The 23,646-nt window shown below is 68.6% G+C and carries 19 protein-coding genes; 12 read left to right on the forward strand and 7 right to left on the reverse strand.

The genetic code is table 11. The annotated features are described in order from the left end of the window. Window positions 1-3: 3 nt before the first annotated feature. Window positions 4-1,200 (reverse strand): ABC transporter substrate-binding protein, encoded by a 1,197-nt coding sequence (locus ACI1V7_RS19005; RefSeq protein ID WP_404533333.1) that lies wholly within the window; start codon window positions 1,198-1,200, stop codon window positions 4-6. Between the two features lie 274 nt (window positions 1,201-1,474). Between ACI1V7_RS19005 and ACI1V7_RS19010 the strand changes: the two genes are divergently transcribed. Then, entirely contained in the window at window positions 1,475-3,223 is a 1,749-nt protein-coding gene (locus tag ACI1V7_RS19010) for a methyl-accepting chemotaxis protein (RefSeq protein WP_404533334.1), read from the forward strand. A gap of 48 nt (window positions 3,224-3,271) precedes the next feature. On the opposite strand, the gene ACI1V7_RS19015 is transcribed toward ACI1V7_RS19010, so the two are convergent. Further along, the gene (locus tag ACI1V7_RS19015) at window positions 3,272-3,739 is read right to left on the reverse strand and encodes a host attachment protein (protein ID WP_404533335.1); all 468 of its coding nucleotides are present in this window, start codon (window positions 3,737-3,739) and stop codon (window positions 3,272-3,274) included. Window positions 3,740-3,887: 148 nt separating this feature from the next. Here ACI1V7_RS19015 and ACI1V7_RS19020 point away from each other — a divergent pair, with 148 nt between their 5' ends. Both ACI1V7_RS19020 and ACI1V7_RS19025 read left to right on the forward strand, forming a co-directional pair. Further along, window positions 3,888-4,088, forward strand: a complete 201-nt coding sequence (locus ACI1V7_RS19020; RefSeq protein ID WP_404533336.1) for a DUF2905 domain-containing protein — start codon at window positions 3,888-3,890, stop codon at window positions 4,086-4,088. Window positions 4,089-4,153: 65 nt separating this feature from the next. Further along, complete coding sequence (locus ACI1V7_RS19025; RefSeq protein ID WP_404533337.1) at window positions 4,154-4,738, forward strand: TetR/AcrR family transcriptional regulator; 585 nt, start codon at window positions 4,154-4,156, stop codon at window positions 4,736-4,738. On the opposite strand, the gene ACI1V7_RS19030 is transcribed toward ACI1V7_RS19025, so the two are convergent. Continuing rightward, window positions 4,735-5,607 carry an NAD(P)H-binding protein gene (locus ACI1V7_RS19030; RefSeq protein WP_404533338.1) on the reverse strand — a complete coding sequence of 291 codons (873 nt, stop codon included), beginning with the start codon at window positions 5,605-5,607 and terminating at the stop codon, window positions 4,735-4,737. The two genes, ACI1V7_RS19025 and ACI1V7_RS19030, sit on opposite strands and share 4 nt — an antisense overlap. Window positions 5,608-5,925: 318 nt before the next feature. Between ACI1V7_RS19030 and ACI1V7_RS19035 the strand changes: the two genes are divergently transcribed. The 6 genes from ACI1V7_RS19035 to ACI1V7_RS19060 all read left to right on the forward strand — a co-directional run bounded on the left by ACI1V7_RS19035 (window position 5,926) and on the right by ACI1V7_RS19060 (window position 14,717). Continuing rightward, window positions 5,926-8,610, forward strand: coding sequence for a TonB-dependent receptor (locus tag ACI1V7_RS19035; RefSeq protein WP_404533339.1), 2,685 nt, complete (start codon window positions 5,926-5,928; stop codon window positions 8,608-8,610). Window positions 8,611-8,612: 2 nt separating this feature from the next. Further along, window positions 8,613-11,099 (forward strand): family 20 glycosylhydrolase, encoded by a 2,487-nt coding sequence (locus tag ACI1V7_RS19040; RefSeq protein WP_404533340.1) that lies wholly within the window; start codon window positions 8,613-8,615, stop codon window positions 11,097-11,099. Next, entirely contained in the window at window positions 11,080-12,369 is a 1,290-nt protein-coding gene (locus ACI1V7_RS19045; RefSeq protein ID WP_404533341.1) for an MFS transporter, read from the forward strand. Before ACI1V7_RS19040 ends, ACI1V7_RS19045 begins: the two co-directional genes overlap by 20 nt. Before the next feature lie 96 nt (window positions 12,370-12,465). Next, window positions 12,466-12,885 carry a CopG family transcriptional regulator gene (locus ACI1V7_RS19050; RefSeq protein ID WP_404533342.1) on the forward strand — a complete coding sequence of 140 codons (420 nt, stop codon included), beginning with the start codon at window positions 12,466-12,468 and terminating at the stop codon, window positions 12,883-12,885. 8 nt (window positions 12,886-12,893) lie between these two features. Beyond that, the gene (locus tag ACI1V7_RS19055) at window positions 12,894-14,105 is read left to right on the forward strand and encodes an extracellular catalytic domain type 1 short-chain-length polyhydroxyalkanoate depolymerase (RefSeq protein ID WP_404533343.1); all 1,212 of its coding nucleotides are present in this window, start codon (window positions 12,894-12,896) and stop codon (window positions 14,103-14,105) included. A 75-nt stretch (window positions 14,106-14,180) separates the two neighbouring features. After that, the gene (locus tag ACI1V7_RS19060; protein WP_404533344.1) at window positions 14,181-14,717 is read left to right on the forward strand and encodes a DUF2058 domain-containing protein; all 537 of its coding nucleotides are present in this window, start codon (window positions 14,181-14,183) and stop codon (window positions 14,715-14,717) included. A 6-nt stretch (window positions 14,718-14,723) separates the two neighbouring features. Here the strand turns inward: ACI1V7_RS19060 and ACI1V7_RS19065 are convergent, their stop codons facing one another. The 3 genes from ACI1V7_RS19065 to ACI1V7_RS19075 form a co-directional block, all read right to left on the reverse strand. Beyond that, window positions 14,724-15,635 carry a helix-turn-helix domain-containing protein gene (locus ACI1V7_RS19065; protein WP_404533345.1) on the reverse strand — a complete coding sequence of 304 codons (912 nt, stop codon included), beginning with the start codon at window positions 15,633-15,635 and terminating at the stop codon, window positions 14,724-14,726. 127 nt (window positions 15,636-15,762) lie between these two features. Beyond that, window positions 15,763-16,311, reverse strand: coding sequence for a lipocalin family protein (locus ACI1V7_RS19070; protein ID WP_404533346.1), 549 nt, complete (start codon window positions 16,309-16,311; stop codon window positions 15,763-15,765). A gap of 23 nt (window positions 16,312-16,334) precedes the next feature. After that, a complete protein-coding gene (locus ACI1V7_RS19075; RefSeq protein ID WP_404533347.1) occupies window positions 16,335-17,255 on the reverse strand; it encodes a LysR family transcriptional regulator in 921 nt (306 codons plus the stop codon). Between the two features lie 162 nt (window positions 17,256-17,417). On the opposite strand from ACI1V7_RS19075, the gene ACI1V7_RS19080 reads away from it, so the two are divergent. From ACI1V7_RS19080 to ACI1V7_RS19090, 3 genes are all read left to right on the forward strand, one after another. Further along, entirely contained in the window at window positions 17,418-18,527 is a 1,110-nt protein-coding gene (locus tag ACI1V7_RS19080; protein WP_404533348.1) for an alkene reductase, read from the forward strand. A 556-nt stretch (window positions 18,528-19,083) separates the two neighbouring features. Beyond that, the gene (locus ACI1V7_RS19085) at window positions 19,084-19,881 is read left to right on the forward strand and encodes an NF038120 family PEP-CTERM protein (RefSeq protein WP_404533349.1); all 798 of its coding nucleotides are present in this window, start codon (window positions 19,084-19,086) and stop codon (window positions 19,879-19,881) included. Window positions 19,882-19,898: 17 nt separating this feature from the next. After that, window positions 19,899-23,063 (forward strand): S8 family serine peptidase, encoded by a 3,165-nt coding sequence (locus tag ACI1V7_RS19090; RefSeq protein ID WP_404533350.1) that lies wholly within the window; start codon window positions 19,899-19,901, stop codon window positions 23,061-23,063. Between the two features lie 93 nt (window positions 23,064-23,156). On the opposite strand, the gene ACI1V7_RS19095 is transcribed toward ACI1V7_RS19090, so the two are convergent. Further along, the gene (locus ACI1V7_RS19095; RefSeq protein ID WP_404533351.1) at window positions 23,157-23,630 is read right to left on the reverse strand and encodes a hypothetical protein; all 474 of its coding nucleotides are present in this window, start codon (window positions 23,628-23,630) and stop codon (window positions 23,157-23,159) included. Between the last annotated feature and the right edge of the window lie 16 nt (window positions 23,631-23,646).

Genomic DNA, 23,646 nt, shown 5'->3' on the forward strand with positions numbered 1-23,646 from the left:
CGATCAGTCCCGCGTCGGCACCAGCACGCCGTCGGCGCGGTAGCGCGCCATCAGCAGCTCCTCGGCGCCGAGCGCTTCGTGGCTGGCCGGCGTGAACGGCGGCGCGTAGTGCTTGACCAGGCCGCGCCACGGGCCCAGTTTTTCCAGGGCGTCGCGCACGGCCTTGCGGTCGGTGCTGCCGGCGCGGTCGATCGCGAGCGCCAGCAGATGGGTCATGTCGTAGGCATGGGCGGCGCCCACCGGTCCCTTGACGTCCTCGATGCGGCGCACGTCGGACACGCTGGCGGCGCTGGCGAGGAAACGCTTCACGCGCGCCGGGTCGGCCTTGAAGAAGCTGAAGGTCTGGATCACCGTGAAGTCGACCTCCTGCAGCGCCGGACCGGCCTGCTCGACGAATTCGCCGCCCGTCACGCCCCAGTGGCTGAGGATCGGGATACGCTGCGCCTTCGGCAGGCGCGCCACTTCGCGCACCAGGATCGCCGCCTCGTCGTCGTTCGCGACCAGCACGATGGCCTGGGCGCCGGCCGCGCGCAGGTGCTGGTACTTGTCGACCAGGCTCGCGTCGCGCCAGTTGTACCAGGACGTGCCGACGATCTTCATGTCCGGCTGGCGCTCCAGCGCGCGCTCGGCCGCCTTGGCGTTGCTGCGGCCCCAGGACGTGTTGGTCAGCAGCAGGCCCACCTTGTCCAGGCGCCGGCGGTGCGCCGACGCCAGCAGGCGCGGCATGGCCAGCCCATCGCGCAGCGACAAGCGGTACACGTAGTTCGGCTGCATGTCGTTGTCGACGATGCCGTCGGCCGACGACCACACGGCCATGAACAGCGTGCGGGTCTGGCGCAGCGTCGGCAATTCCTCGATGACGACGGGGCTGAAGCGGCCGCCGAACACGGCCACCAGGTCCGGCATGGCGGCGAATTCCTGGATGTTGCGGATGCCGCGCGCCGGAATCGAGCGGTGGTCCTTGGTCACCACTGCCAGCGGGCGTCCGTGCAGCACGCCGCCGGCCGCATTGATCTCCGCGACCGCCGCGCGCATGCCCAGCTCCACCGCCTGGGCGGAGGTGCTGTTGTCGAGGCCGAATTCGCCGTCGATGCCCAGCAGGACGGGTTTGGGAGGCGCGGCGCGGGCGCCCGCGAGGAGGGCGCCCAGCAGCATCATGGCGGCCAGGAGATGCAGGGGGCGGGGGAGGAAGTGAGCCATCGTTCGATCGTGAAGAAGCGGATAAATACACGGGGTGGCAAAGCAACCGACCATTCTAACGGGTTTGCCCCTGCGCACGACACCACGCGGAACATCGACTCCGATGTTGTTGTGCGACAACATTTTGCTGAAAATCAGTAAAAACTGCATTACCATGGCGCTGTACATACCAAAAGTCGTTTTCCCAGGCCAAAACCTCGCCGCCGCTGTCTTCCTGCCCGCCTTTCTCCTGCCGGGTAACCAGTCGTATCGTTTTCGCATCGTCGAGGTAGCTATGCAATTGAAGAACATGAAAATTGGCGTCCGCCTGGGACTCGCCTTTGCCGCCGTGCTGGCGCTGACGGCCCTGCTGGCCGGGATCGGCGCGCTGCGCCTGCAGCAAGTCGGCAATGCCGTCGACGAGATGGACGGCACCATCCGCAAGCTGCGCCTGGCCGACAGCTGGCTGGCCGGCAGCCGCACCAACCGCGCCCTGGTCGACGCGCGCCTGCGCGCGCGCGACGCGCAGGACAAGGCGGCGATCGCGGCCAGGATGAAGGCCAACAGCGCCGCCATCAGCAAGGCCAAGGAGGAACTGGAAAAGCTCGTCGTGCGCCCGGAGGGCAAGGCGCTGCTGGCGGAAATCGCCGAGAAGCGTAGCGCCTACGTGGCCGCGCGCGACGATGTGTTCGCGCGCCAGGACGGCGGCGCCGACGACGCTGCCGTCCATCGCCTGGCCGAGGAAAAGATGAGCCCGGCGCTGACTGCCTACGACGACGCCGTCGCCAGGCTGGCCGAACGGCAGCGCGCGATGTTCGAGGAGGCGCAGGACCAGGTCGATGGCCTGACGAGCAGCGGCCAGCAATTGATGGCCGCCGCCGGCGTCATGGCGCTGGCCATCGGGGCCGTCATGGCGTGGCTGCTGGCGCGCAGCATCACCCGTCCGCTGCGCCGCGCCGTCGACCTGGCCAATGCGGTCGCCGGCGGCGACCTGTCCTCGCGCATCGAGGTCGATGCGCGCGACGAAACGGGCGAGCTGATGACGGCCCTGCAGCGCATGAACGACAACCTGAATACCCTCGTCGCGCGGGTGCGCAGCGGCGCCGACAGCATCGCCACCGCGGCGGCGGAAGTCGCGACGGGCAACCACGACCTGTCCGTGCGCACCGAGCAGCAGGCCGGCGCGCTGGAGGAGAGCGCGTCCTCGATGGAAGAGCTGACCAGCACCGTGAAGCAGAACGCCGACAATGCCGCCCAGGGCAACCGGATGGCGGCATCCGCCTCCGACATCGCCACCCGCGGCGGCGACGTGGTGGCCCAGGTGGTCGGCACGATGGGCGCGATCAACGCGTCGGCGCACAAGATCGTCGACATCATCTCGGTCATTGACGGCATCGCGTTCCAGACCAACATCCTGGCCCTGAACGCCGCGGTGGAAGCGGCGCGCGCGGGCGAGCAGGGACGCGGCTTTGCCGTGGTCGCGGGCGAGGTGCGCACGCTGGCCCAGCGTTCGGCCGCGGCCGCGAAGGAAATCAAGGCCCTGATCGACGACTCGGTCGACAAGGTCGGCATCGGCGCGCGCCTCGTCGACGAGGCCGGCGCCACGATGCAGGAAGTGGTGGCCAGCGTGCGCCAGGTGACGGGCATCATGGGCGAGATCTCGGCCGCATCGGGCGAGCAGAGCGCCGGCATCGACCAGGTCGGCCAGGCGATCATGCAGATGGACCAGGTCACCCAGCAGAATGCCGCGCTGGTCGAGCAGGCCGCGGCGGCCACCGAATCGATGCAGGAACAGGCGCGCGACCTGGCCGAAGCCGTCAGCGTGTTCAAGCTGGCCCATGGAAGCCAGGCCGCGGCAGTGCCGGCATCGGCGCCGGCCGTGCGGGTAGCGGCGCGCCCGGAGCGCAGTGCGCCACGCATGGCCCGTCCCGCAGCGGCGCCGGCCGCGGCGGTCCGTGCCAAGCCGGTCGCGGCGGGCATGCGGGAAACAAAGCGGGAAGCTGAGCGAAAAGCGGAACGAGAAGCGGAGTGGGAAACCTTCTGATCGCCGCAGGCTGCCCGGCGCCGCATGGCGCGGCGCCGGGCGGGAGGGTTACTGCTTGGCCTTGTAGGCCTGCAGCTGTTCGCGCAATTGCTGGCCGTTCGAGTGGCTGTAGTCCTTGTTCACTTCGAGCGCGATGGCGGGCTTGAGCTGGTTGTCGAGTTCACCACGCAGCACGCCCAGGAATTTCGGCTCGGCCACCAGTACGAGCTTGCCGAAGCGTTTCTCCTGCTGCCCCTTGAGCAGGAAACCGCAGATTTCCTTGGCAAAGAATTCGGCGTCGCGCTGCTCGGGCGTCTGCGCCGGCTCGTACTGCTTGTTGGGGGTGGCGCCGCCCGTGTTGTGGATGCTCTGGCCGGCCGAGGTGGGACCGAGGCGGTCCGTGTTGATGTCCGACACCCGCAGGCGGGCATTCGGGCTGACCATGTCCTCGATTTCCTCGTAGGGCTGGTGCGGGTCGGATTCGGCGAAGATGCGGGCGCGTCCTGCGTCCGCGGAAACGATCCAGGTTGTAGTCATCTTACCTCCCTTTTATCCAAAGAAAAGTTTCACTTGAAACGGCCGCGTTGGCCGCATGTGTTGGGAAGAAGTCTATCCCAAGCAGTTTTTTCGGGCGGTACGAATGGGAGCGCCGCTGCCGCCGCTGCCGCCGTACAATCGGCGCACCATGCAAAAACTCCTGATCGTCCTCGGCCTCGTCCTGCTGGCTGCCGGCCTGGCCTGGCCCTGGCTGCGGCGCCTGCCGTTCGGCCGCCTTCCCGGCGACATCCACGTCGTGCGCGAAGGGTTCGGCTTCAGCTTCCCCATCGTCACCTGCCTGGTCGTCTCCGTCGTCGTCTCGCTGCTGTTGTGGCTGTTCCGGCGCTGACGCCGGCCGGATCGGCCGATTCGACGGATAATGTCGCCGTGTCGATGCCAGAACCGAGGTGAGGAGTGAGCGGCAAACCCCAATACGATGAAACGGCCGTGATCGAGGCCGCGATGCAGGTGTTCTGGCGCCACGGCTACGCGGCCGCGTCGATCAACGACCTCACCGCGGCCACGGGACTGTCCCGCTCCAGCATCTACCAGCGCTTCCGCGACAAGGAGGGATTGTTCCAGCATGCGGTGGCGCGCTACACCGAACGGGTGCTGCGCCGTATGGACAAGGTGGAGGGAGAGACGGCGCGCGGCCGCGTCGCGGCCCTGCTGCGCGATTTCCTGCCGAAGGCATCGGCCGCACCGCGCCCGGCCGGCTGCATGCTGGCGCGCAGCAGCGCCGAGCAGGCCGACCTGCCGGAGGGGGCGCGCGGCGCCGTCATGCAGGGCGTGGCGGGCCAGCACGCCGTCTTCGTGCGCCTGCTCGCGCAAGGCGTGCAGGACGGCGAATTGCCGGCCGACGCCGACGTCGACACGCTGGCCTGGTACTACCTGGGCATCCTGCACGCCATCATGAATCTGCCCCAGGCCGGCGCGACGCCGGCCGCCATGGCGGGCATGGCCGATATCGCCATGGCGGCGTGGCCGGCGAAGGCTTAGCGGAACAGGGCCAGGTTTTCCGTCAGCCAGTCCGTCAGCGTGCGCGGCGCGTGGCCCGTCAGCAGCCGGACGGTTGCCGTTTCTTCCTGCAGTGCCGATTCGCGGAACACGCGATCCAGGCCCACCAGCACGCCCGCACCGAATTCATTGAGACCCGACGCGATCAGGTAGTCGCGCTGCTCGGCCGCGCTGCGCTGGTGGTAGTCGACCTGGCGTCCCAGCAGGCGCGAGAGCTCGGCGGCGATCTGCGGCATGCTCCAGGCGCGCGGTCCGGTCAGGTGGAAGGCGCGTTGCCAGCCGGTGCTGTCCGGATCGAGCAGCACCGCCCTGGCGCTGTCGGCGACGTCGCGCGTGTCGATCAGGTTGACGATCCCATGGCCCGCCGCGCCGCCCCAGTTGCCGTCGGCGATCACCCGGCCCGAGCGCCCGAGGAAGTCGATGAAGGTGGTAGGCCGGAGCAGGGTAAAGCCGATGTCGCGCGTCACCAGGTGCGCTTCGATGCGCGCGTGCCAGTCGAACGGATGCACTTGCAGCGGCGTGCCGAGCGCCGACAGCTTGACGATGTGCTTGACGCCGGCCGCGACGGCCGCGTCGATCAGCGCGATCTCGTTCTCGACCTGGCGCGGCGACGTGCCCTGGGCGAGGAACAGGCGGTCGGCGCCGTCCAGCGCCGCCGCCAGCGTGGCGGGCGTCTCGAAATCGACGGCGCGCTGCATGACGGCGGCAGGGAAGCGCGCCGGATCGGGCTTGCGGGTCAGGGCGACGAGGTCGACGGGATCGGCGGCGAGGCTCCCGACCAGGGCGGCACCGACTCGGCCGCTGGCGCCGGCGACGGCGATGCGGGGACGGGCGGATGAAACTTGGGACATGGTGACTCCTTCAGTATCTTGGAAGGACCGGTCCATAATGGAACGATCGTTCCGACATGTCAAGCGAATAGTCCGGGCGGATAAAAGTTGGCCATTCGATCAATGCAGTTCGCCTAGCACACGCACGTGTCGAAAAGATGACACGGGCGTTCGCGATAGCAAGATTTGACAAACATGGACATTCATTCAACGACACAATCCGGCCACGGGAAGACGAGAGGCAAGACGAGAGACGCCGCAGCGTCCGCCGGATTCGCCACCGAAGCTTCATTGCCCAGGCTACGCCGGACGGCGGCCATCACGCTTTTGGGAGGGAACATGAATCAGTCGTTGAAACGGAAAACGGTGGCGCGCACGGCGATCGCGAGCGCGGTGGCGATGCTGGCGCTGGGACTTCAGGCACAGGCGCAGGCACAGGACAGTCAGCAGGCCAGCAGCGGCGCCGGCATCCAGCCGGAGCGTCCGGGCGACGCGCAGACGGTGATCGTGACGGGCGTGCGCGCCGCGCTGGAGCAGTCGCTGCGCCAGAAACGCAGCGCCGACGCGGTGGTCGAGGTGGTGACGGCGGAAGACATCGGCAAGATGCCGGACAAGAACGTGGCCGACGCGATCCAGCGCCTGCCCGGCGTGAACACGCAGTCGTCGGCGGGCGGCGAGGGCGGTTTCGGCGAGAACGACCGCGTCAGCCTGCGCGGCACAAGCCCCAGCCTGCAGCAGACCCTGTTCAACGGCCACGCGATCAGCACCGGCGACTGGTTCGTGCTGAACCAGGTCGGCGGCAACGTCGGCCGCTCCAGCAGCTTCTCGCTGCTGCCGTCGGAACTGGTCGGCTCCGTCGTCGTGCAGAAGAGCGCGACGGCCGACCTGGTCGAAGGCGGCGTCTCCGGCGCCATCAACGTGATCACGCGCCGCCCGCTCGACTTCAAGCAGGCGCTGACCGTCGAAGGCTCGATCCAGGCCAACTACAACGACTTGCGCGGCAAGACCGAGCCGCAGGTGTCCGCGCTGGTGAGCTGGAAGAACCCGGCCAGCACCTTCGGCGTGCTGCTGCAGGGCTTCTCGGAAAAGCAGGCCGTGCGCCGCGACGGCCAGGAGATCCTGGGCTACACGCCGATCGGCGCGACGAGCGCCGCCGCCCAGGCCAATCCGGCGCTGGCCGGCGTGGTCGTGCCGACCTTCATCGGCGCCGCGCTGTTCGAGCAGACCAAGAAGCGCCAGGGCGGCGCCTTCGACATCGAGGCGAAACCGTCGCGCGATGTCGGCATCGACCTGAACGGCTTCTATTCCAAGCTGGAAGCGCCGCACCAGAACACCAACTGGCTGGCCGCCCCCGCGAACTCCATCAACAGCGCCGGCCTGATCCCGCAGAACCCCGTGGTGCGCAACGGCACACTGGTCGGCGCCGGCTTTTCCGCCAACTCGGGCGAGGTCGACAACATCTATCGTCCGGATGCGGGCGGCGAATCCTGGTACGTGGACCTGAACGGCCGCTGGCGCGTGACGGACGACCTCAGTTTCACCGGCAAGGTCGGCAAGACCCACGGCGTGGGCTACGACCGCAACGACGTCTATTACCAGAACAACGTCGACGGCGGCATGGTCTACGGCTTGAACGGCCTGTCGCCGGCCAGCGTCAGCTACCCGGGCGGCACCACCAACCGCCCCGGCTCGACGGCCTGGGCGGGCGGCGGCGAGGCCCAATCGGTCGACCAGGAAAAGTATGCGCAGGCCGACGGCGAATGGCGCGTGCGCGACGTCGAATGGCTGCAGGCGATCCGCTTCGGCGCGCGCTGGACCGACCACAAGCGCACCGCCGAGCACCCGCTCGAGACCCGTCCGGGCCCGCTCGGTTTCACCAATCCGGGACCGGTGTGGAACGGCGAGCACTACCCGTCCGACTTCGGCTCCGACCTCGGCGGCTTCGTCTTCAACGACTACTTCAAGTACAGCGGCGCGGCGCTGGGCGCCTGGGGCGCGGTGCCGGGCAACCGCCTGCTCGACTACACGCTGCGCCATAACTGGCTGGACGAATTCCAGGTCGGCGAGAAGACGGCGGCCCTGTACGGCATGGCCGACTTCAGCGTCGATCGCTTCAGCGGCAACGTCGGCCTGCGCGCCGTCGAGACGCGCCAGACGACGGTGGTGAACCTGCCGGGTGGCGCCAATCCGATCACGGGTTCGGCCTTCGGCCCGTACACGCCGACCACCTATAAACGCATCTACCGCGACTACCTGCCGAGCGCCAACCTGAAATACGATGCGCGCTCCGACCTGGTGCTGCGCGCCAGCGTGGCCAAGACGATGGCGCGTCCGGACTACAGCGCGCTGGGCGGCTCCGTCTCGCTGAACGACGACGCGCTGTCGGGCAGCGGCGGCAACGTCAACCTCGATCCGATCCGCTCGGTGAACTACGACGTGACGGCCGAGTGGTACTACGCGCCGAAGGCGCTGCTGTCGGCCGGCCTGTTCTACATGGACTTCAGCTCCATCGTCGCGCAGGGCACCAGCACGGGCAGCTACTACAACAACAAGCGCGGCACCTTCACCGAGTACCAGATCACGTCGCCGTACAACACCAGCGCCAAGAACAAGGGCGTGGAACTGAGCTGGCAGCAGCCGCTGTGGGGCAATTTCGGCATGCTGACCAACTACACGTATGCGGACGGCGAACTGGACGACGGCGGCGAGCTGCTGAACTCCTCGCGCAATACCTGGAACGTGACGGGCTACTACGAGAACGACCGCTTCTCGGCGCGCCTGGCCTACAACTACCGCTCCTCGTACAAGGCCGGCGTGGACCGCGGCGCCAGCCAGCACGTGGACGGCATGCCGTCGCTGGCGGCCTCGGTCAACGTCAAGATCAACGAGCACCTGACGCTGACCTTCGACGGCCTGAACCTGACCAACGAGACGATCAAGATGTACGCCGAGAACAAGGACCGCCCGCGCGCCTTCTACTCGAACGGCCGCACCTTCTACGTCGGCCTGCGCGGCAAGCTCTGATCGTGCGCAGTCGTCCCATCGACCTGGCCTGGGAGTGCCTGTCCAACCTGGTCGACGAGCAGGTGTTCGCGGCGCGTCTGGTCCTGTCCAACGTCTCGGGCAGGACCATCGCGCCGGGATGGGCCGTGTACTTCAATACGGCCCGTCCCGCGCTTGCGGACAGCGTCTCCCCCGGCTACGCCATCGCCCACCTGAACGGCGACCTGTTCCGCCTGACGGCCACGAGTTCCTCGCCCGGCGCCGGCTGGGGGCCGGGCGAGGAGCACGCGGTGCATTACCACGCGCGCTTCTGGGCCATCAGCGTCACCGATGCGCCGCTCGGCTTCTACCTCGTCGAGGCGGACGGGCGCGTGACGGACCTGGGCGACCCGGCGATCCTGCCGTTCGCGCGTCCGGAGCAGCTGCAACGCCACGCGGGCGACACCTGGCCGCCGGCCGACGCCACCTGGCGCTGGCAGGAGAACGCGCAGCTGCAGCCATTGCCCCGCGCCCGGGTGGCACGCATCACGCCGCAACCCGTGTCGGCGCGCTTCGCGGGCGGCAGCTGCCTGCTGGCGGCGGACAGCGAGATCGTGCTGCCCGCGGACGGACTGGCCGGCGAAGCGGCCCTGCTACGCGCGCTGCTCGCGCCTTTCCCACGCTCGGACAGCGCGGCGCGCATCGTGCTGGACGTCGATCCGCAAGGGATGGACGATCCGGAAGCCTACCGCCTGGACATCGGCGCGGGCACGGTGCGGATACGGGGCGCCTCCGCCCACGGCGTCTTCAACGGCATCCAGACGCTGGGCCAGCTGCTTGAGGAAGACGGCAGCGTGCCGCTCGGGCACGTGGCCGACGCCCCCCGCTTCCGCTACCGCGGCATGATGCTCGACGTGGCGCGCCACTTCGCCACGAAGGAGACCGTGCTGCGCCTGATCGACTGCATGGCGCTGTACAAGCTCAATCGCCTGCACCTGCACCTGACGGACGACGAGGGGTGGCGCCTGCGCATCGATGCCTTGCCCGAGCTGACCGACATCGGTTCCCGCCGCGGCATCGCGTCCGATGGTACTGCGCTGCCGCCTTCGTTCGGCTCGGGCGCCGACGTGGACGCGTCGCCGGGCACCGGCTTCTACGAGGCCGCCGACTTCGTCGCCATCCTGCGCTACGCCCACGCGCGCCACATCGAGGTGATCCCGGAATTCAACATGCCGGGCCATGCGCGCGCCGCCGTGGTCGCCATGCGCGCCCGCCACGACCGCCTGCTGGCGGCCGGCGATGACGAGGGCGCCTGGGCATGCCGGCTGGACGATCCGGACGACGCCTCCGTCTACGAATCCGTGCAGATGTGGCACGACAACGTCATCTGCATCGCGCTGCCGTCCGTCGACCGCTTCATCGAGACCGTTGTGGCCCACGTCGTCGCCCTGTACCGCGAGGCCGGCGCGCCCCTGCGCGCCATCCACACGGGCGGCGACGAGGTGCCGGCCGGGGCCTGGCTCGGCTCCCCGCGCTGCCGCGCGCTGATGGCAGAGCGGGGCTGGACGGGTGTCGGCCAGCTGCATGCCGACTTCGTGGGGCGCTGCCGCGCGATCCTGGCGCGCCACGGCCTGGCCTTCGCCGGCTGGGAAGAGAACGCGTTGCTCGAAGACGCGGACGGCCAGGCCGTGCCGAACCCGGACTTCGCCGGCAGCGACTTCCACGTCTACGCCTGGAACAATGCCTGGGGCTCGGGCAAGGAAGACGTGGCCTACCGCCTCGCCAATGCCGGCTACGAGGTGGTGCTGGCCAACGCCGCCAACCTGTACTTCGACCTGGCCTACGCCAAGGAGCCGCACGAGCCGGGCTATTACTGGGCCGGCTTCGTCGAGACCCGCGACGCCTTCGCGTTCTGCCCGCTGGACATGGCCGCCGGCGAGGCCGCGCGCGACCCGCTGGGCCGTACGGTGCCGGCCGCGCGCCTGGCCGCGCTGGAACGCCTGGGCGACGCGGGCAGGGCGCGCATCGCCGGCCTGCAGGGCGAGCTGTGGGCGGAGAACGCCACTTCGCCCGCGCGCCTCGAATACCTCGTCATGCCGCGCATGATCGCGCTGGCCGAACGGGCCTGGGCGCCGGACCCCGGCTGGAGCGCCATCGCGGATCCCGCCGCGCGCAGCGCCGCCATGCAGGCCGACTGGAACGCGTTCGCCAACCGCCTCGGCCAGCGCGAGCTGCTGCGCCTGGACCGGCCGCCGCTGGCCTGGGGCTACCGCCTGCCGCCGCCGGGCGCCGTGCGCGCCGGGTCCGTCGTGCGCGCGAACGTCGCCCTGCCGGGCCTGGCCCTGCATTACACTCTGGACGGCAGCGCGCCGACGGCGGCCAGCCCGCGCGTCGGCGCGGCGGGCGAGGTCGCGTCCGTGCCGCCGGACCGCGTCTTCAAGGTCGCCGCCTTCGACACGCGCGGCCGCAGGAGCCGCATCGTCACCCTCGAACCGATTTCACTGGAACCGCATGGACAAGGCGCACGCTGACGTGTTGAAACCGCAGGCGACCCGCCATCCGCTGGCCTGGGTGCCGACGCTGTACCTGGCCCAGGGCCTGCCCTTCTATGCCGTCGCGCTGGTGGCCGGCCTGATGTTCAAGAGCATGGGCGTGCCCAACGAGCAGATCGCGCGCTGGACCGGCGTACTGGGCCTGGCCTGGGTGTTCAAGGCCCTGTGGAGTCCCTTCCTGGAGCTCGCGCGCAGCAAGAAGCGCGTCGTCGTGATCCTGCAGCTGGCGGGCGGTATCGGGCTGGCCTGTGTGGCGCTGGCGCTGCAGCTGCCGGCCTGGTTCGCGCTGGCGCTGGTCTTGCTGGGCGTCGTGGCGCTGGCCTCGAGCACGCACGACATCGGCGCCGACGGCCTGTACATCGCCAGCCTGTCGGCGCGTCAGCAGGCGGCCTACGCGGGCTGGCAGGGCGCGTTCTTCAACGGCGCCAAGTTCCTGTCGCTGGGCGGCCTCGTGATCCTGGCCGGCGTGCTCGAGCAGCGCGTCGGCGCGCCCGCCGCCTGGTCGACCGTGTTCGGCCTGCTTGGTGCCCTGCTGGCGGGGCTGGGGCTGTACCACGCCTGGGCGCTGCCGGACACGCAGCGCAGCGGCGCGGCGCCGGCCTCGGTGCGCGCCACGGCGGCGCTGCTGCTGGACGTGATCCGCGCCTTCTTCGCCAAGCGCGGCATCTGGCTGGGCATCCTGTTCATCGTGCTGTTCCGGCTGGCGGAAGGGCAGGTGCAGACGATCGGTCCGCTGTTCCTGCGCGACGCCCGCGCGATCGGCGGCCTGGGCCTGTCGACGCAGGAAGTGGGCGCCATCTACGGCACCGCCGGCACCGCCGCCTTCCTGGCCGGCAGCGTGCTGGGCGGCTACTTCACGTCCTGGCTCGGCCTGCGGCGCGCCATGCCGTTCCTGATCCTCGCGATGAACGTGCCCAACCTCGTGTTCTGGTACCTGAGCGTGGCCCAGCCGGCATCGCTGGGCCTCGTCACCGCCGCCCTGTCGGCCGAGATGTTCGGCTACGGCTTCGGCTTCGTCGGCATGATCCTGTTCATCATGCAGGTGATCGCCAGCGGGCCATACCAGACCGCGCACTACGCCCTCGGCTCCGGCTTCATGCAGCTCGGCTTCGTGCTGTCCAAGGTGGTCAGCGGCGACATCCAGCAGGCGCTCGGCTACCGCCACTTCTTCCTGTGGGTGGTGCTGTCGGCCATCCCCGTGCTGCTGCTGACGCGCTTCGTGCGCATGGAGCCTGCCCCCGAGCAGTGACCGTTCCGTATCCCGGCGCAGCCTTTTTTGACGGAAAACGACTTTTATACTCTGGTTGGAGTATAAAGGGAGTATAAAATCGAAAAAGGCCACGCCATGAAACTCGTCGACAGCAAAGCGAAACTGCCGGACACCGACAAGGTGACGATCAACCTGGGCCTGGTCGACCTGGCCCAGATGGACTTGCTGGTCGAAGAAGGCTTCTATACGAACCGCACCGACTTCGTCCGCACCGCCATCCGCAACCAGCTGCAGCGGCACCAGGACGCCATTCGCCAGACCGTCGTGCGCAAGCGCTTCGTGATGGGCATGCAGCGCTATGCCAGGGAAGAACTGGAGCGCGTCGCCGCAGCCGGCGAGCAGCTCGAGATCCACGTACTGGGCCTGGCGACGATCGACGACGACGTCACCCCCGAGCTGGCGCGCCGGGCGATCGCCTCGCTGCGCGTGCTCGGCGCCTTCCTCGCCCCCGCCGCCGTCAAGGCGGCGCTGGCGGACCGCATCCACACTACCTAGGACCCACCATGAAACTCAACGACAACTTCGTCGGCGACCTGCTGCAGGCTGTCCGCGCGAGCCAGGGGAAGGACCCCGCCGCCGCGACTGCCATCATCCAGGACGCGCTGCGCACTGCCGGGCTGCTGCCCGGCGCACCGGGCGCCGCGCTGTCCCCCGCCAGGGAAGGCGCCCCGTTCGTCGACCTGAACGCGGCCCCGCCCTGGGCCGGCAAGGCGCGCGGCAACGCCGGCGCATCGGGCGCTTCGGGTGCATCGGGCACATCCCGCCATGCCGGCATGCGCGATGCGCTGGCCGGCTGGGCGGAACGCCTCGGGGCGCTGCAGCCGGGCGGGACGCAGGCGCGTTCGACGGAACCCGATCCCCGGGCGCCCGGCCAATTCCTGCAGGGCGAATCGGGCAATGCGGCCGGCACGCGCCGCTACCGCCTGTACGTGCCGTCGACGCCGGCCACCGGGCCGCGACCCCTGGTCGTGATGCTGCACGGCTGTAAGCAGGATGCCGCGGACTTCGCCGCCGGCACCGCGATGAACGCGCTGGCCGAGCGCCATGGTTGTCTCGTGCTCTATCCGGAACAGGCGCGCAGCGCCAACGGCTCCAATTGCTGGAACTGGTTCGAGGCGCAGCACCAGTCGCACGAGGGCGGGGAGCCGGCCATCCTGGCGCACATGGTGCGCGAGGTCGCACGCGAGCACGGCGCCGACGCGGGCCGGGTGTACGTGGCCGGCCTGTCGGCGGGCGGCGCGATGGCCGCGATCCTGGCGGCATCCCACCCCGGCCTGTTCGCGGCCGTCGGCGTGCATTCGGGGCTGGCGGCCGGCAGCGCGCACGACCTGATGTCGGGCCTGAACGCCATGAAGGGCAGCCGTGGCAGCAAGGGCCGCCATGCCGCGCCGCACTCCGTGCCCGTGATCGTGTTCCACGGCGACGCCGACGCCGTCGTGCACCCGTCCAACGGCGCCGCGGTGCTGGGCCAGTTCTCGGGCGACGGCAAGCAGCTGCGCACGATCGAGGAGGGCGGTACCAGCGCCGCCGGCCGCACCCATACGCGGACGACGACGCTGGACGGCGACGGCCGTGCCGTGGCCGAACACTGGGTGCTGCACGGCGCCGGCCACGCCTGGTCGGGCGGCAGTCCGGCCGGCTCGTACACGGATGTGGGCGGGCCGGACGCCTCGGCCGAGATGCTGCGCTTCTTCCTGCAACAGCGCCTGGACTAGCCCGGGGGCAGGGCGGTTTGCTATGCTGGCGGCTTCGAGCGCCCGTCGGCGCATCCTTTCATACGGAGCAGTAACATGGTTTCCCTGCAAGAGCAGCTGATGAAGGCCGGCCTGGTCGACAAGAAGAAGGTCAAGGTCGCCAACCAGGAAAAGAGCAAGCAGCAGAAGATCGAGCGCCGCACCGGCGTCACCAGCGTCAACGAGTCGCGCGAGGCGGCGCTGGAAGCCCAGCGCCAGCAGGCCGAGCGCGCCCGCGCGCTGAACGCGGAGCGCGACGCCGCGGCGGCGCAGAAGGCCGTCCAGGCCCAGATCGCCCAGATGGTGCAGGTGAACCGCCAGTCCAAGGGCAAGGGCGACATCGCCTACAACTTCACGATCGGGACCAAGGTCGAACGCATCCACGTGTCGGAAGCGGTGCGCGGCCACCTGGTCGCGGGGCGCCTGTCCATCGTCGAACTGAATGGCGCGTTCGAGCTGGTGCCGCGCGTGATCGCCGAGAAGATCGCCGAGCGCGCGCCGGAGCGCGTGGTGCGCGTCAACAAGGTCGAGGCGGTGGCCGGCGAGGACGACCCGTACAAGGACTTCAAGATCCCCGACGATTTCGACTGGTAAGCCGGGTCAGCGTTTCTTGACGGGCAGCGCCAGCCAGCCCCGCCATTGCCCGTCCGGTCCCCGTTCCACCTTCTGGATGTGGGGACGGGTGCTGTCCAGGCGCCAGACGGCCTGCTTGTCCAGCCAGTCCTCGTACATCGAACGGAAGCGTGGCCATTCGTTCGCGAATTCCAGGCAGGCGTAGCTGCCGGCCGGCAGCGTGCGCAGGCCCAGCGCCGGGTCGGGCGCGCGGTCGTGGGCGCAGCCGCAGCCGAAGTCGTAGCAGTATTCCCGCTCCCCCGTGAAACCCGGGTCCTCGTCGAACACGCCGTACCAGGACGTGCCGGGGGCCAGCGCGTCGGCGCGTTCGCGCTCGCGGATGAAAGCGTTGCAGGCCATCGACAGCGCCGCCCCGGACTGGCCGAAGAAGCGCTGGTAGCGCAGCGTCAGCGCGGGCAGGCTGCGCACGGCGATGCGCGCGGCCACCGTGCCCGGTTCCGGCGGACAGTAGGGCGCCAGGATCGCTTCCAGGTTGTCCGGCTCCGCCACAAAGAAGCTGACGTCGCTCTCGCGCCCGACCTGGCGGTCCATGTAGTCGCGCCAGCCGCCTTCGCGCCAGGCCTTGGCGGACATCGCGAACTGCTGCTTGAAGGCCTTGGCGAAGGCCGCGTTGGAAGGAAAGCCGCAATCCTGGGCGATGCGCACGATGGGCACGTCCGGCTCGTGGCGCAGCAGGTGGGCGGCGCGGCGCAGGCGCCGCTTTCTCTGGTATTCGACGGCCGAGAAGCCCGTCAGTTCGCGGAAGATGCGGTCGAAGTGGAAGGACGAATAGCTGGCCGACGCCGCCAGCGTCTTCAACGCGAGCGGATCGCCGACCGAATCCAGCATCAGGTCCATCACTTCGTACAGGCGCGAGACGCGCGCGGCGGCAGTCTTCATGCGCGGGATGGTTGTTACGGAAATGAAATAAGTATATTCCGCAAATAACCGTCCCTTGGCAAGCGTTAAGGTGGAAGCGTTGCACTAAGAGCCTGCCGGGACAGGCTCTCAAGCGCCTCACGCGCCGCTACTGGCGTGTCTTCTCCAGCTTCGACAGGTCGAAGCCCTGGCGCTGCAGGCGTTCGAGCAGCGCCTCGTAGGCCTCGGGAGGCACGGCCGGGGTGCGCGACAGGATCCACAGGTATTCGCGTTTCGGCTCGCTGACGGCGACGAGGCTGTAGGCCGGATCGAGGTCGATCACCCAGTAGTCGCCCCACACCATCGGCAGGAACGACAGCCAGCGCGGCGCGAAGCGCACCTTCAGCGTGGTGGAGGCGGGACCGCCGATCTGGCGCGCGCTGCCGATCGCCTCGTCGGGCGTGCCGTCGGCGCGGCGGCAGCGGTTGGCGACCTGCACCGTCTTGTCGGGCTGCAGCGTGTAGGTGGCGGTGGTGAAGCCGGCGCAGTCCTTCTGGAAGCGGTTCGGGTACTTGGCGATCTCGTACCAGGTGCCCATGTAGCGCGGCACGTCGAGGCGCGCGATGGGAACGACCCGAGAGGCGGGAGCGGGTTCGGCCTGGGCGAAGGCGGCGGCGCCGAGGAGGGCGGACAGGAGGAGGGGAGTCAGGTATTTCATGGCCGCCATCTTACCGCGTCGGCTCAGCCGGGGGCGCCTTCCAACATCTGGGCGATGTCCGGATCCTGGGCGAAGGCATCGGCGAAATAGGACACGAAACGGTTGACCTTCAGCGACGGCCGACGCGCCGGCTGGAACACGACATTCAGGGGCAGCGGCGGCAGCTTGAACCGCGTCAGGATCGGCTTGACGCGGCCCGCGCGGATGTCGGCGCCGTAGATCCAGGTGGTCGAGTAGCTGATGCCCAGGCCCTCGCACACGGCTTGGCGCGTCGCCTCCGAGGTGTTCGACTGGAAGCGCGCATTGATCCGCACCGTCAGCGGCGCGCCCGCCTCGTCGACGAAGGTCCATTCGTTGGCCAGGCCCGTGTACAGCACGCAGTGGTGCTGTGCCAGCTCGTCCGGATGCTGCGGCTCGCCGTGGCGTTCCAGGTAGGACGGCGACGCCAGGATCGCGCGGTGCGCCGTGCCGATGCGGCGCGCGACCAGGCGGCTGTCCTTCAGTTCGCCGACGCGGAAGGCGACGTCGACGCCGGCCGCCACCAGGTCGACGAAGGCGTCGTCGAGCACCAGGTCGATGCGCATGCGCGGATAGCGCGCGTAGAAATCGTGCAGCCGCGGCACGATGTGCAGGCGGCCGAAGGCGGCCGGCGCCGAGACGCGCAGCAGGCCACCGATGTCGTGCTCGGCGCGCTGCACTTCCAGGCGCGCTTCGTCGAGCGTGTCGAGCACCTGGCGGCAGCGCTCGTAGTACAGCTGGCCGGCCTCGGTGAGCGAATGGCTGCGCGTGGAGCGCACCAGCAGGCGCGCGCCGAGCTGGTTTTCCAGCGCCTGCACCTGCTTGCTGATCGCGGACTGCGTCGTCATCTCTTCGCGCGCGACGGCCGAGAAGCTGCCGCTCTCGACGACGCGGCAAAAGGTTTCCATCAAGCGCAAGCGGTCCATGGGCTTCCTTATCTATTCCTGTCAGGAATAAATCATATCACTCGCCATGGCTATTCGATCCCGTTGGGAATGGGCATAATGGAATCAATGCACGGGGCCGCTACGCCAATCATTCGGCGAACGCGGCCCCTTCATCATTTCCACTTCCGACAAGGACGAACGATGGCAACGACCGCAAACGAACCTTTCCTGTTGTTCCAGCCCACCCGCATCGGCGACATCGAGGTCGCCAACCGCGTCGTCATGGCGCCGCTCACGCGCAGCCGCGCGGACGAGGCGGCCGGCGACGTCCCGGGCAGCCCGATGAACGTCGAGTACTACCGCCAGCGCAGCAATGCCGGCCTGATCATCAGCGAGGGCACCCAGGTGTCCCCGGTCGGCAAGGGCTATATGGCGACTCCCGGCATCTATTCGGACGCCCAGGTCGAAGGCTGGAAGCCGATCACCGCGGCCGTGCACGCGGCCGGCTCGAAGATCGTCGCGCAGATCTGGCACGTGGGCCGCATCACCCACCCGGCATTGACGGGCGGTGCCGATCCCGTCGCGCCGTCCCCCGTCAAGCCGGATGGCGTCGCCTACACGCATGAGGGCAAGGTCGACATGCCGACGCCGCGCGCGCTGAGCGAGGACGACATCCGCGCCGTCATCGACGAATTCCGCCGCGGCGCCGCCAATGCGATCCGCGCCGGCTTCGACGGCGTGGAGATCCACGGCGCCAACGGCTACCTGGTCGACCAGTTCCTCCGTGACGGCTCCAACCAGCGCACCGATCGCTATGGCGGCTCGGTCGAGAACCGCGCCCGCTTCGCGCTGGAAGTGGTGGACGCCGTGGCCGCCGAGATCGGCGCCGGCCGCGTGGGCATCCGCCTGTCGCCCGTGACGCCCGTGAACGATGCCCGCGACAGCAACCCGCAGGCCGTGTTCGGCTACCTGGTCGAGCAGCTGAATGCGCGCGGCATCGCGTTCATCCATTTCATCGAAGGCGCCACGGGCGGCCCGCGCGACGTGCCGGGCTTCGACTTTGCCTGGGCCCGCAAGGTCTTCAAGGGCACCTACATCGCCAACAACGGCTACACCCGCCAGATGGCGATCGATGCCGTGCAATCCGGCGCCGCCGATGCCGTCGCCTTCGGCCGTGCGTATATCGCCAACCCGGACCTCGTGCAGCGCCTGCAGCTGGATGCGCCGCTGAACGCGCCCAACCCCCAGACCTTCTACAGCTTCGGTGTCGAAGGCTACACCGACTACCCGTCACTGGACCAGGCCGCCTGACCCGGTTTCATCCCCACTTCCTCGACGGCGCCTCGGCGCCGTTTTTTATTTTGTCCCCCGTGGAATGGCGCAACGCAGCATCTGCGTAAGTGCCACACGGCCCGTCCGGCCGTGTCGGAACCGTTTCCACGGGCTTTTTCACACGCGCCTCGTCGCGGTGCGTCGAACCTTGCCCAACTCGACATTTCCGTCCATTTTCATGCACGACGGGTTCATTTCGGTGCAATGAAAGTCATCATTTAATTTCCAAAATGTAATTATTTAATGTTTATTTTTATTGAGCGATCGCTATCATTTTCCGCGACTCATGTCGATAAATTTTTCTAATTGCAATCAGTTGTAATAAAAAAGCGACAATTTCATGACACGCAAGTATGCGTTTTTCATAGGGAAATCCAAATCTTATTCTGCTTATTGTTCCAAATTTAAATTTAATTCGAGAAAAATTATTCTTCATGAATTGTGTTTCTTGCTAGAGTGAAAGGCCGTGTGAGTTAGTAAAAAAACACCGCCGTGCCATGGCGACATGGGCCGGCTCACCAAAGCGAGAGAGATAATGACCACGATCTTCAGTACGCGTTCCACCGCCCGTTCCGGGCTCACCAAACTTGCACTCGGCGTCACGACGGCGCTGACCATGCTGGCGGCAACCCCGGCCATGGCAACGGTGCTGAATTTCGAGAACGAGATGCCGTTCCCGTTCAACGGCGGCGACCCGATCATCAAGGACGACTACACGCTGACGGTCGTCGACAACCATGGCGACGGGACGGGTGGCGCGGGCGTCATCGTCAACGGCAACGACCCGTACACCTGCTCGGCCGACAACTGCCCGACCGGCAACAACAGCAACTACTATCTCGGCGTCAACGACGGCGGCATCGTCCTGACCCGCAACAGCACCAGCAGCCAGAGCGGCTGGGGCTTCCGCCTGACCGGTTTCGACTATTCCTTCCTGGCCCCGGTGGGCGGCCTGGAAGATTTCTCGTATGGCGCCCTGAACCTGGTCGGCACGCTGCTGGACGGCTCCACCATTTCCGCCAGCCTCGACTTCCCGGGCTATGTCGACGGCCACCCGAGCTTCGCCGCCGCCCAGCTGGGCAGCGACTTCCTGAACGCCACCCTGACCAGCCTGTCCATCCGCGCCTGCGTCAACGTCGACGGCGCCGACGGCAGCCTGTCGTGCGTGTATCCGGCCGAAGGCAGCCCGATCCTCAACCAGGCCCAGTTCGGCATCGACAACATCACGCTGGCCGAAGTGCCCGAGCCGGGCAGCCTGGCCCTGCTGGGCCTGGGCGCCGGCGCCCTCGCGCTGCGCCGCCGCAAGTCGAACGCCTCGTCCACCAACGCCTGATTGCCAAGGATCCGACCATGAAACTGCGTCCCATTACCTCGGCAGTCCTGTTCGCACTGACCGTCGCCGCCGCCGCCCCGTCGCTCGCCGACGACGTGCGCCGCTCCTACATCATCCAGCTGTCCGACAAGCCGGTCGCCACCTATACGGGCGAGGTCGCCGGCCTGGCCGCGACCAAGCCGGCCACGGGCCAGCGCCTGAACGTCAACGCGGCGAGCGTCCAGAACTACATCGGCTACCTGGAGAAGAAGAAGGCCGACGTGCTGGCCGTCGTCGGCAGCGCCCCCGTCACCAACAACTTCAACGTCGTCTTCAACGGCTTCTCGGCGCTGCTGACCGACGCCGAAGTGCGCGCGCTGAAGAAGCAGGCCGGCGTGGTCAACATCACCGCCGACTCGATCATGAAGCTCGACACGAGCTACACCCCGACCTTCCTCGGCCTGGACAAGTCCGGCAGCCTGTGGGAACAGGTCGGCGGCCAGGACAAGGCCGGCGAAGGCATCATCATCGGCATCGTCGACGGCGGCATCTGGCCGGAGCACGACAGCTTCGCCGACCGCGTCGACGAAAACGGCAACCCGAGCCGCGGCGGCAGCAAGCTGGCCTATACCGCGCCGCCGGCGACCTGGAAAGGCACCTGCGAAATCGGCGAAGGTATCAAGGCCAGCGACTGCAACAACAAGCTGATCGGCATCCGCTCCTTCCGCAACTCGAGCGCCGCGCTGCACTGGAGCGAATTCCGCTCGGGCCGCGATTCGGTCGGCGGCGCCAGCGGCGAAGGCGGCCACGGCGACCACACGGCCAGCACCGCGGGCGGCAATGCCCACGTGACGGCCTACTCGGGCGGCGTCGGCCTGGGCAAGATCAGCGGCATGGCGCCGCGCGCCCGCATCGCCGCCTACAAGGTCTGCTGGACCGAGGCGTCCAGCGGCCAGAACGGCTGCGCCACCTCGAACAGCGTGGCGGCGATCGAACAGGCCGTGGTGGACGGCGTCAACGTCATCAACTTCTCGATCGGCCCGAACGCCGGCGGCGGCTCGTTCAGCGAAGCGACCGAGGTCGCCTTCCTGGGCGCCGCGTCGGCGGGCGTGTTCGTCGCCGCCTCGGCCGGCAACTCCGGTCCGTCGACGGCGCCGGCCTCGCACATCAGCCCGTGGCTGACCACGGTCGGCAACTCGACCCACAACCGCCTGTACGCAGGCGACGCCGTGCTGGGCAACGGCGTCACCGTCACCGGCGCGTCCGGCAATGCCAACACCCCGACCTCGCAACTGATCCTGGCCCGCGATGCCGGCAAGGCAGGCGTCGATCCGGCCAACGCCAACCTGAACCGCTGCTTCGGCCCGGCCGACACCGTCGCGCCGACCGAGCTGCTCGATCCGGCCAAGGTGAGCGGCAAGATCCTCGTCTGCGACCGCGGCGACAACGTGCTGGTCAACAAGAGCGCCAACGCCAAGACGGCCGGCGCGGCCGGCGTCATCATCGCCAACGTGGCGGGCGGCGCGGCCACCATCCTGAACCAGGCGCACTCGCTGTCGACGGTCCACATCACCAAGGAAGAAGGCGCCAAGGTCAAGGACTACATCGCGGCCAACCCGGGCAGCGCCACCGCTTCGCTCGGCAACCTGCGCGGCATCGTCGACCCGAGCGTGAAGGCCCCCGTGATGAACAACAGTTCCTCGCGCGGCCCGAACGTGGCCAACCCCAACATCATGAAGCCGGACCTGACCGCGCCAGGTACCGACATCCTGGCCGCCGTCAGCGCCGACATCACCCGCGAGCAGCGCAACGCCATCGCCGCTGGCGCCGAAGCCACGGTCAAGGACTTCGCGTTCTACACCGGTACCTCGATGGCCTCGCCGCACGTGGCCGGCATCGCCGCCGTGCTGAAGCAGCGCCATCCGGACTGGAGCCCGGCGATGATCAAGTCGGCGCTGATGACCACCGCCTACGACACCCTGGGCGACGGCCTGGACGGCGCCGTCTCGTGGGATGCCACCGCCCGTACCACCGGCACGCTGCCGTGGGCCCAGGGCGCCGGCCACATCGCCCCGACCGCGGCCGCCGATCCGGGCCTGGTCTACGATGCGTCCGAGATCGACTATGCGCGCTTCCTGTGCGGCATCGGCGCCGGCGTCTACAGCAACGCCACCTGCAACGCCATCGGCACGATCCCGGCCTACGACCTGAACCTGGCTTCGCTGACGGCCGCCAACGTGCTCGGCGCGCTGACGCTGAACCGCACCGTCACCAACGTCGGCACGACCGAGGCCACCTACACGGCCAGCGCCGAGCTGCCCGGCTTTACCGTGCAGGTCATCCCGGCGACGCTGACGCTGGCGCCGGGCGCCAAGGCCAGCTTCCAGGTCAAGCTGAACCGCACCAACGCCGAGCAGAACACCTGGAAGTACGGCAAGCTGACCTGGACCGACGGCACCCACGTCGTGCGCAGCCCCCTGATCGCACGCGGCGCCGCGCTGGCCGCACCGGCCACCGCCTACAGCGAAGCGCCGAGCGGCAGCAAGGTGCTGAGCATCGGCACCGGCTTCACCGGCGCGATGGGCATCGCCAAGGGCGGCCTGATCCCGGCCACCCAGACCCAGAAGAGCGTGGGCCAGGCCGACATCAGCGCCAACGCCAACAACGAGCTGCTGTGCTACAACGGCGGCGGCGCCGGCGTGGTGGTGCACGACTTCGCGGTCCCGGCCGGCATCTCGGTGGCCCGCTTCGCGCTGTTCGACGCCGATACGGGCGACGGTACGGCCAACTCCGACCTCGACCTGGTCGTGCTGCGCGGCACCAGCATCGTCGGCAGCAGCGGCAGCGGCACCAGCAACGAGATGGTCACGCTGACCAACCCGGTGGCGGGCACCTACCGCGTCTGCGTCGTCGGCTATGCGCCGGAAACCGCGTCGACCAGCTACAAGCTGTCGTCCTGGCTGGTGAACCCGGCCACGGCCAGCAGCAACCTGAAGGTCAGCGCGCCGAGCTCCGTCACCATCGCCGGTACCGCATCGGTCACCGTGGGCTGGGCCGGCCTGGCGACGGGCAAGCGCTACCTCGGTTCGGTCGGCTACAAGAACGGTTCGACCCTGGTCGGCACGACCGTCCTGGACATCGACACGACCGACCCGCTGCCGGTGTTCAACAACGCGACCAACAAGGTCGTCGACAACAAGTAATGCAGCATGCGGGACCGCCTGCGGGCGGTCCCAATGACAAAGGCCGCGGCACCAGCCGCGGCCTTTTCTATTTGGAGGAAGGGATGGAGAAGGTCAGCGGGCCTGGCTGCCGCCCAGGCCCGGCGCGCGCAGCACGCACTGGCCGGCCTGGCAGGTGGCGCCGGGGTCGATCATGAGGTTGCAGGTCGACATCATGCCGCTCGCGGCATCTTCCTGGCGGCGCAGCGCCGCGTGCTGCTGCACCAGGGCTTGCAGGCGGCTGCCGTCGCTGTCCTTGCTGGACCAGGCCAGGTAGCGCTCCGGCCCGCCGCACGCCTTGGCGCCGACGCCGATGGTATGGCATTGCGCATTGCCGTCGCAGCGCGCCGCGCCGCGTTCGGCGTCGATGGCGGCCAGCAGGGTGGCCGGCGTGGCGGACGTGGACGAAGCGGCCGGGGTGGCGGGAGCGGCGGCCGGCGCCGCGACAGGCGCGCCGGCGCGCGGCGCGTCGCTGCTGCAGGCGCTGCTGGCCAGCAGCAGGAGGGCACCGGCGAGCAGGGTGCGCAGGGGTGTGGAGGATCGGTTCATGCGGCCATCATCGCGC

Source organism: Massilia paldalensis (genome assembly GCF_044901715.1).
GTDB lineage: Bacteria > Pseudomonadota > Gammaproteobacteria > Burkholderiales > Burkholderiaceae_D > Telluria > Telluria paldalensis.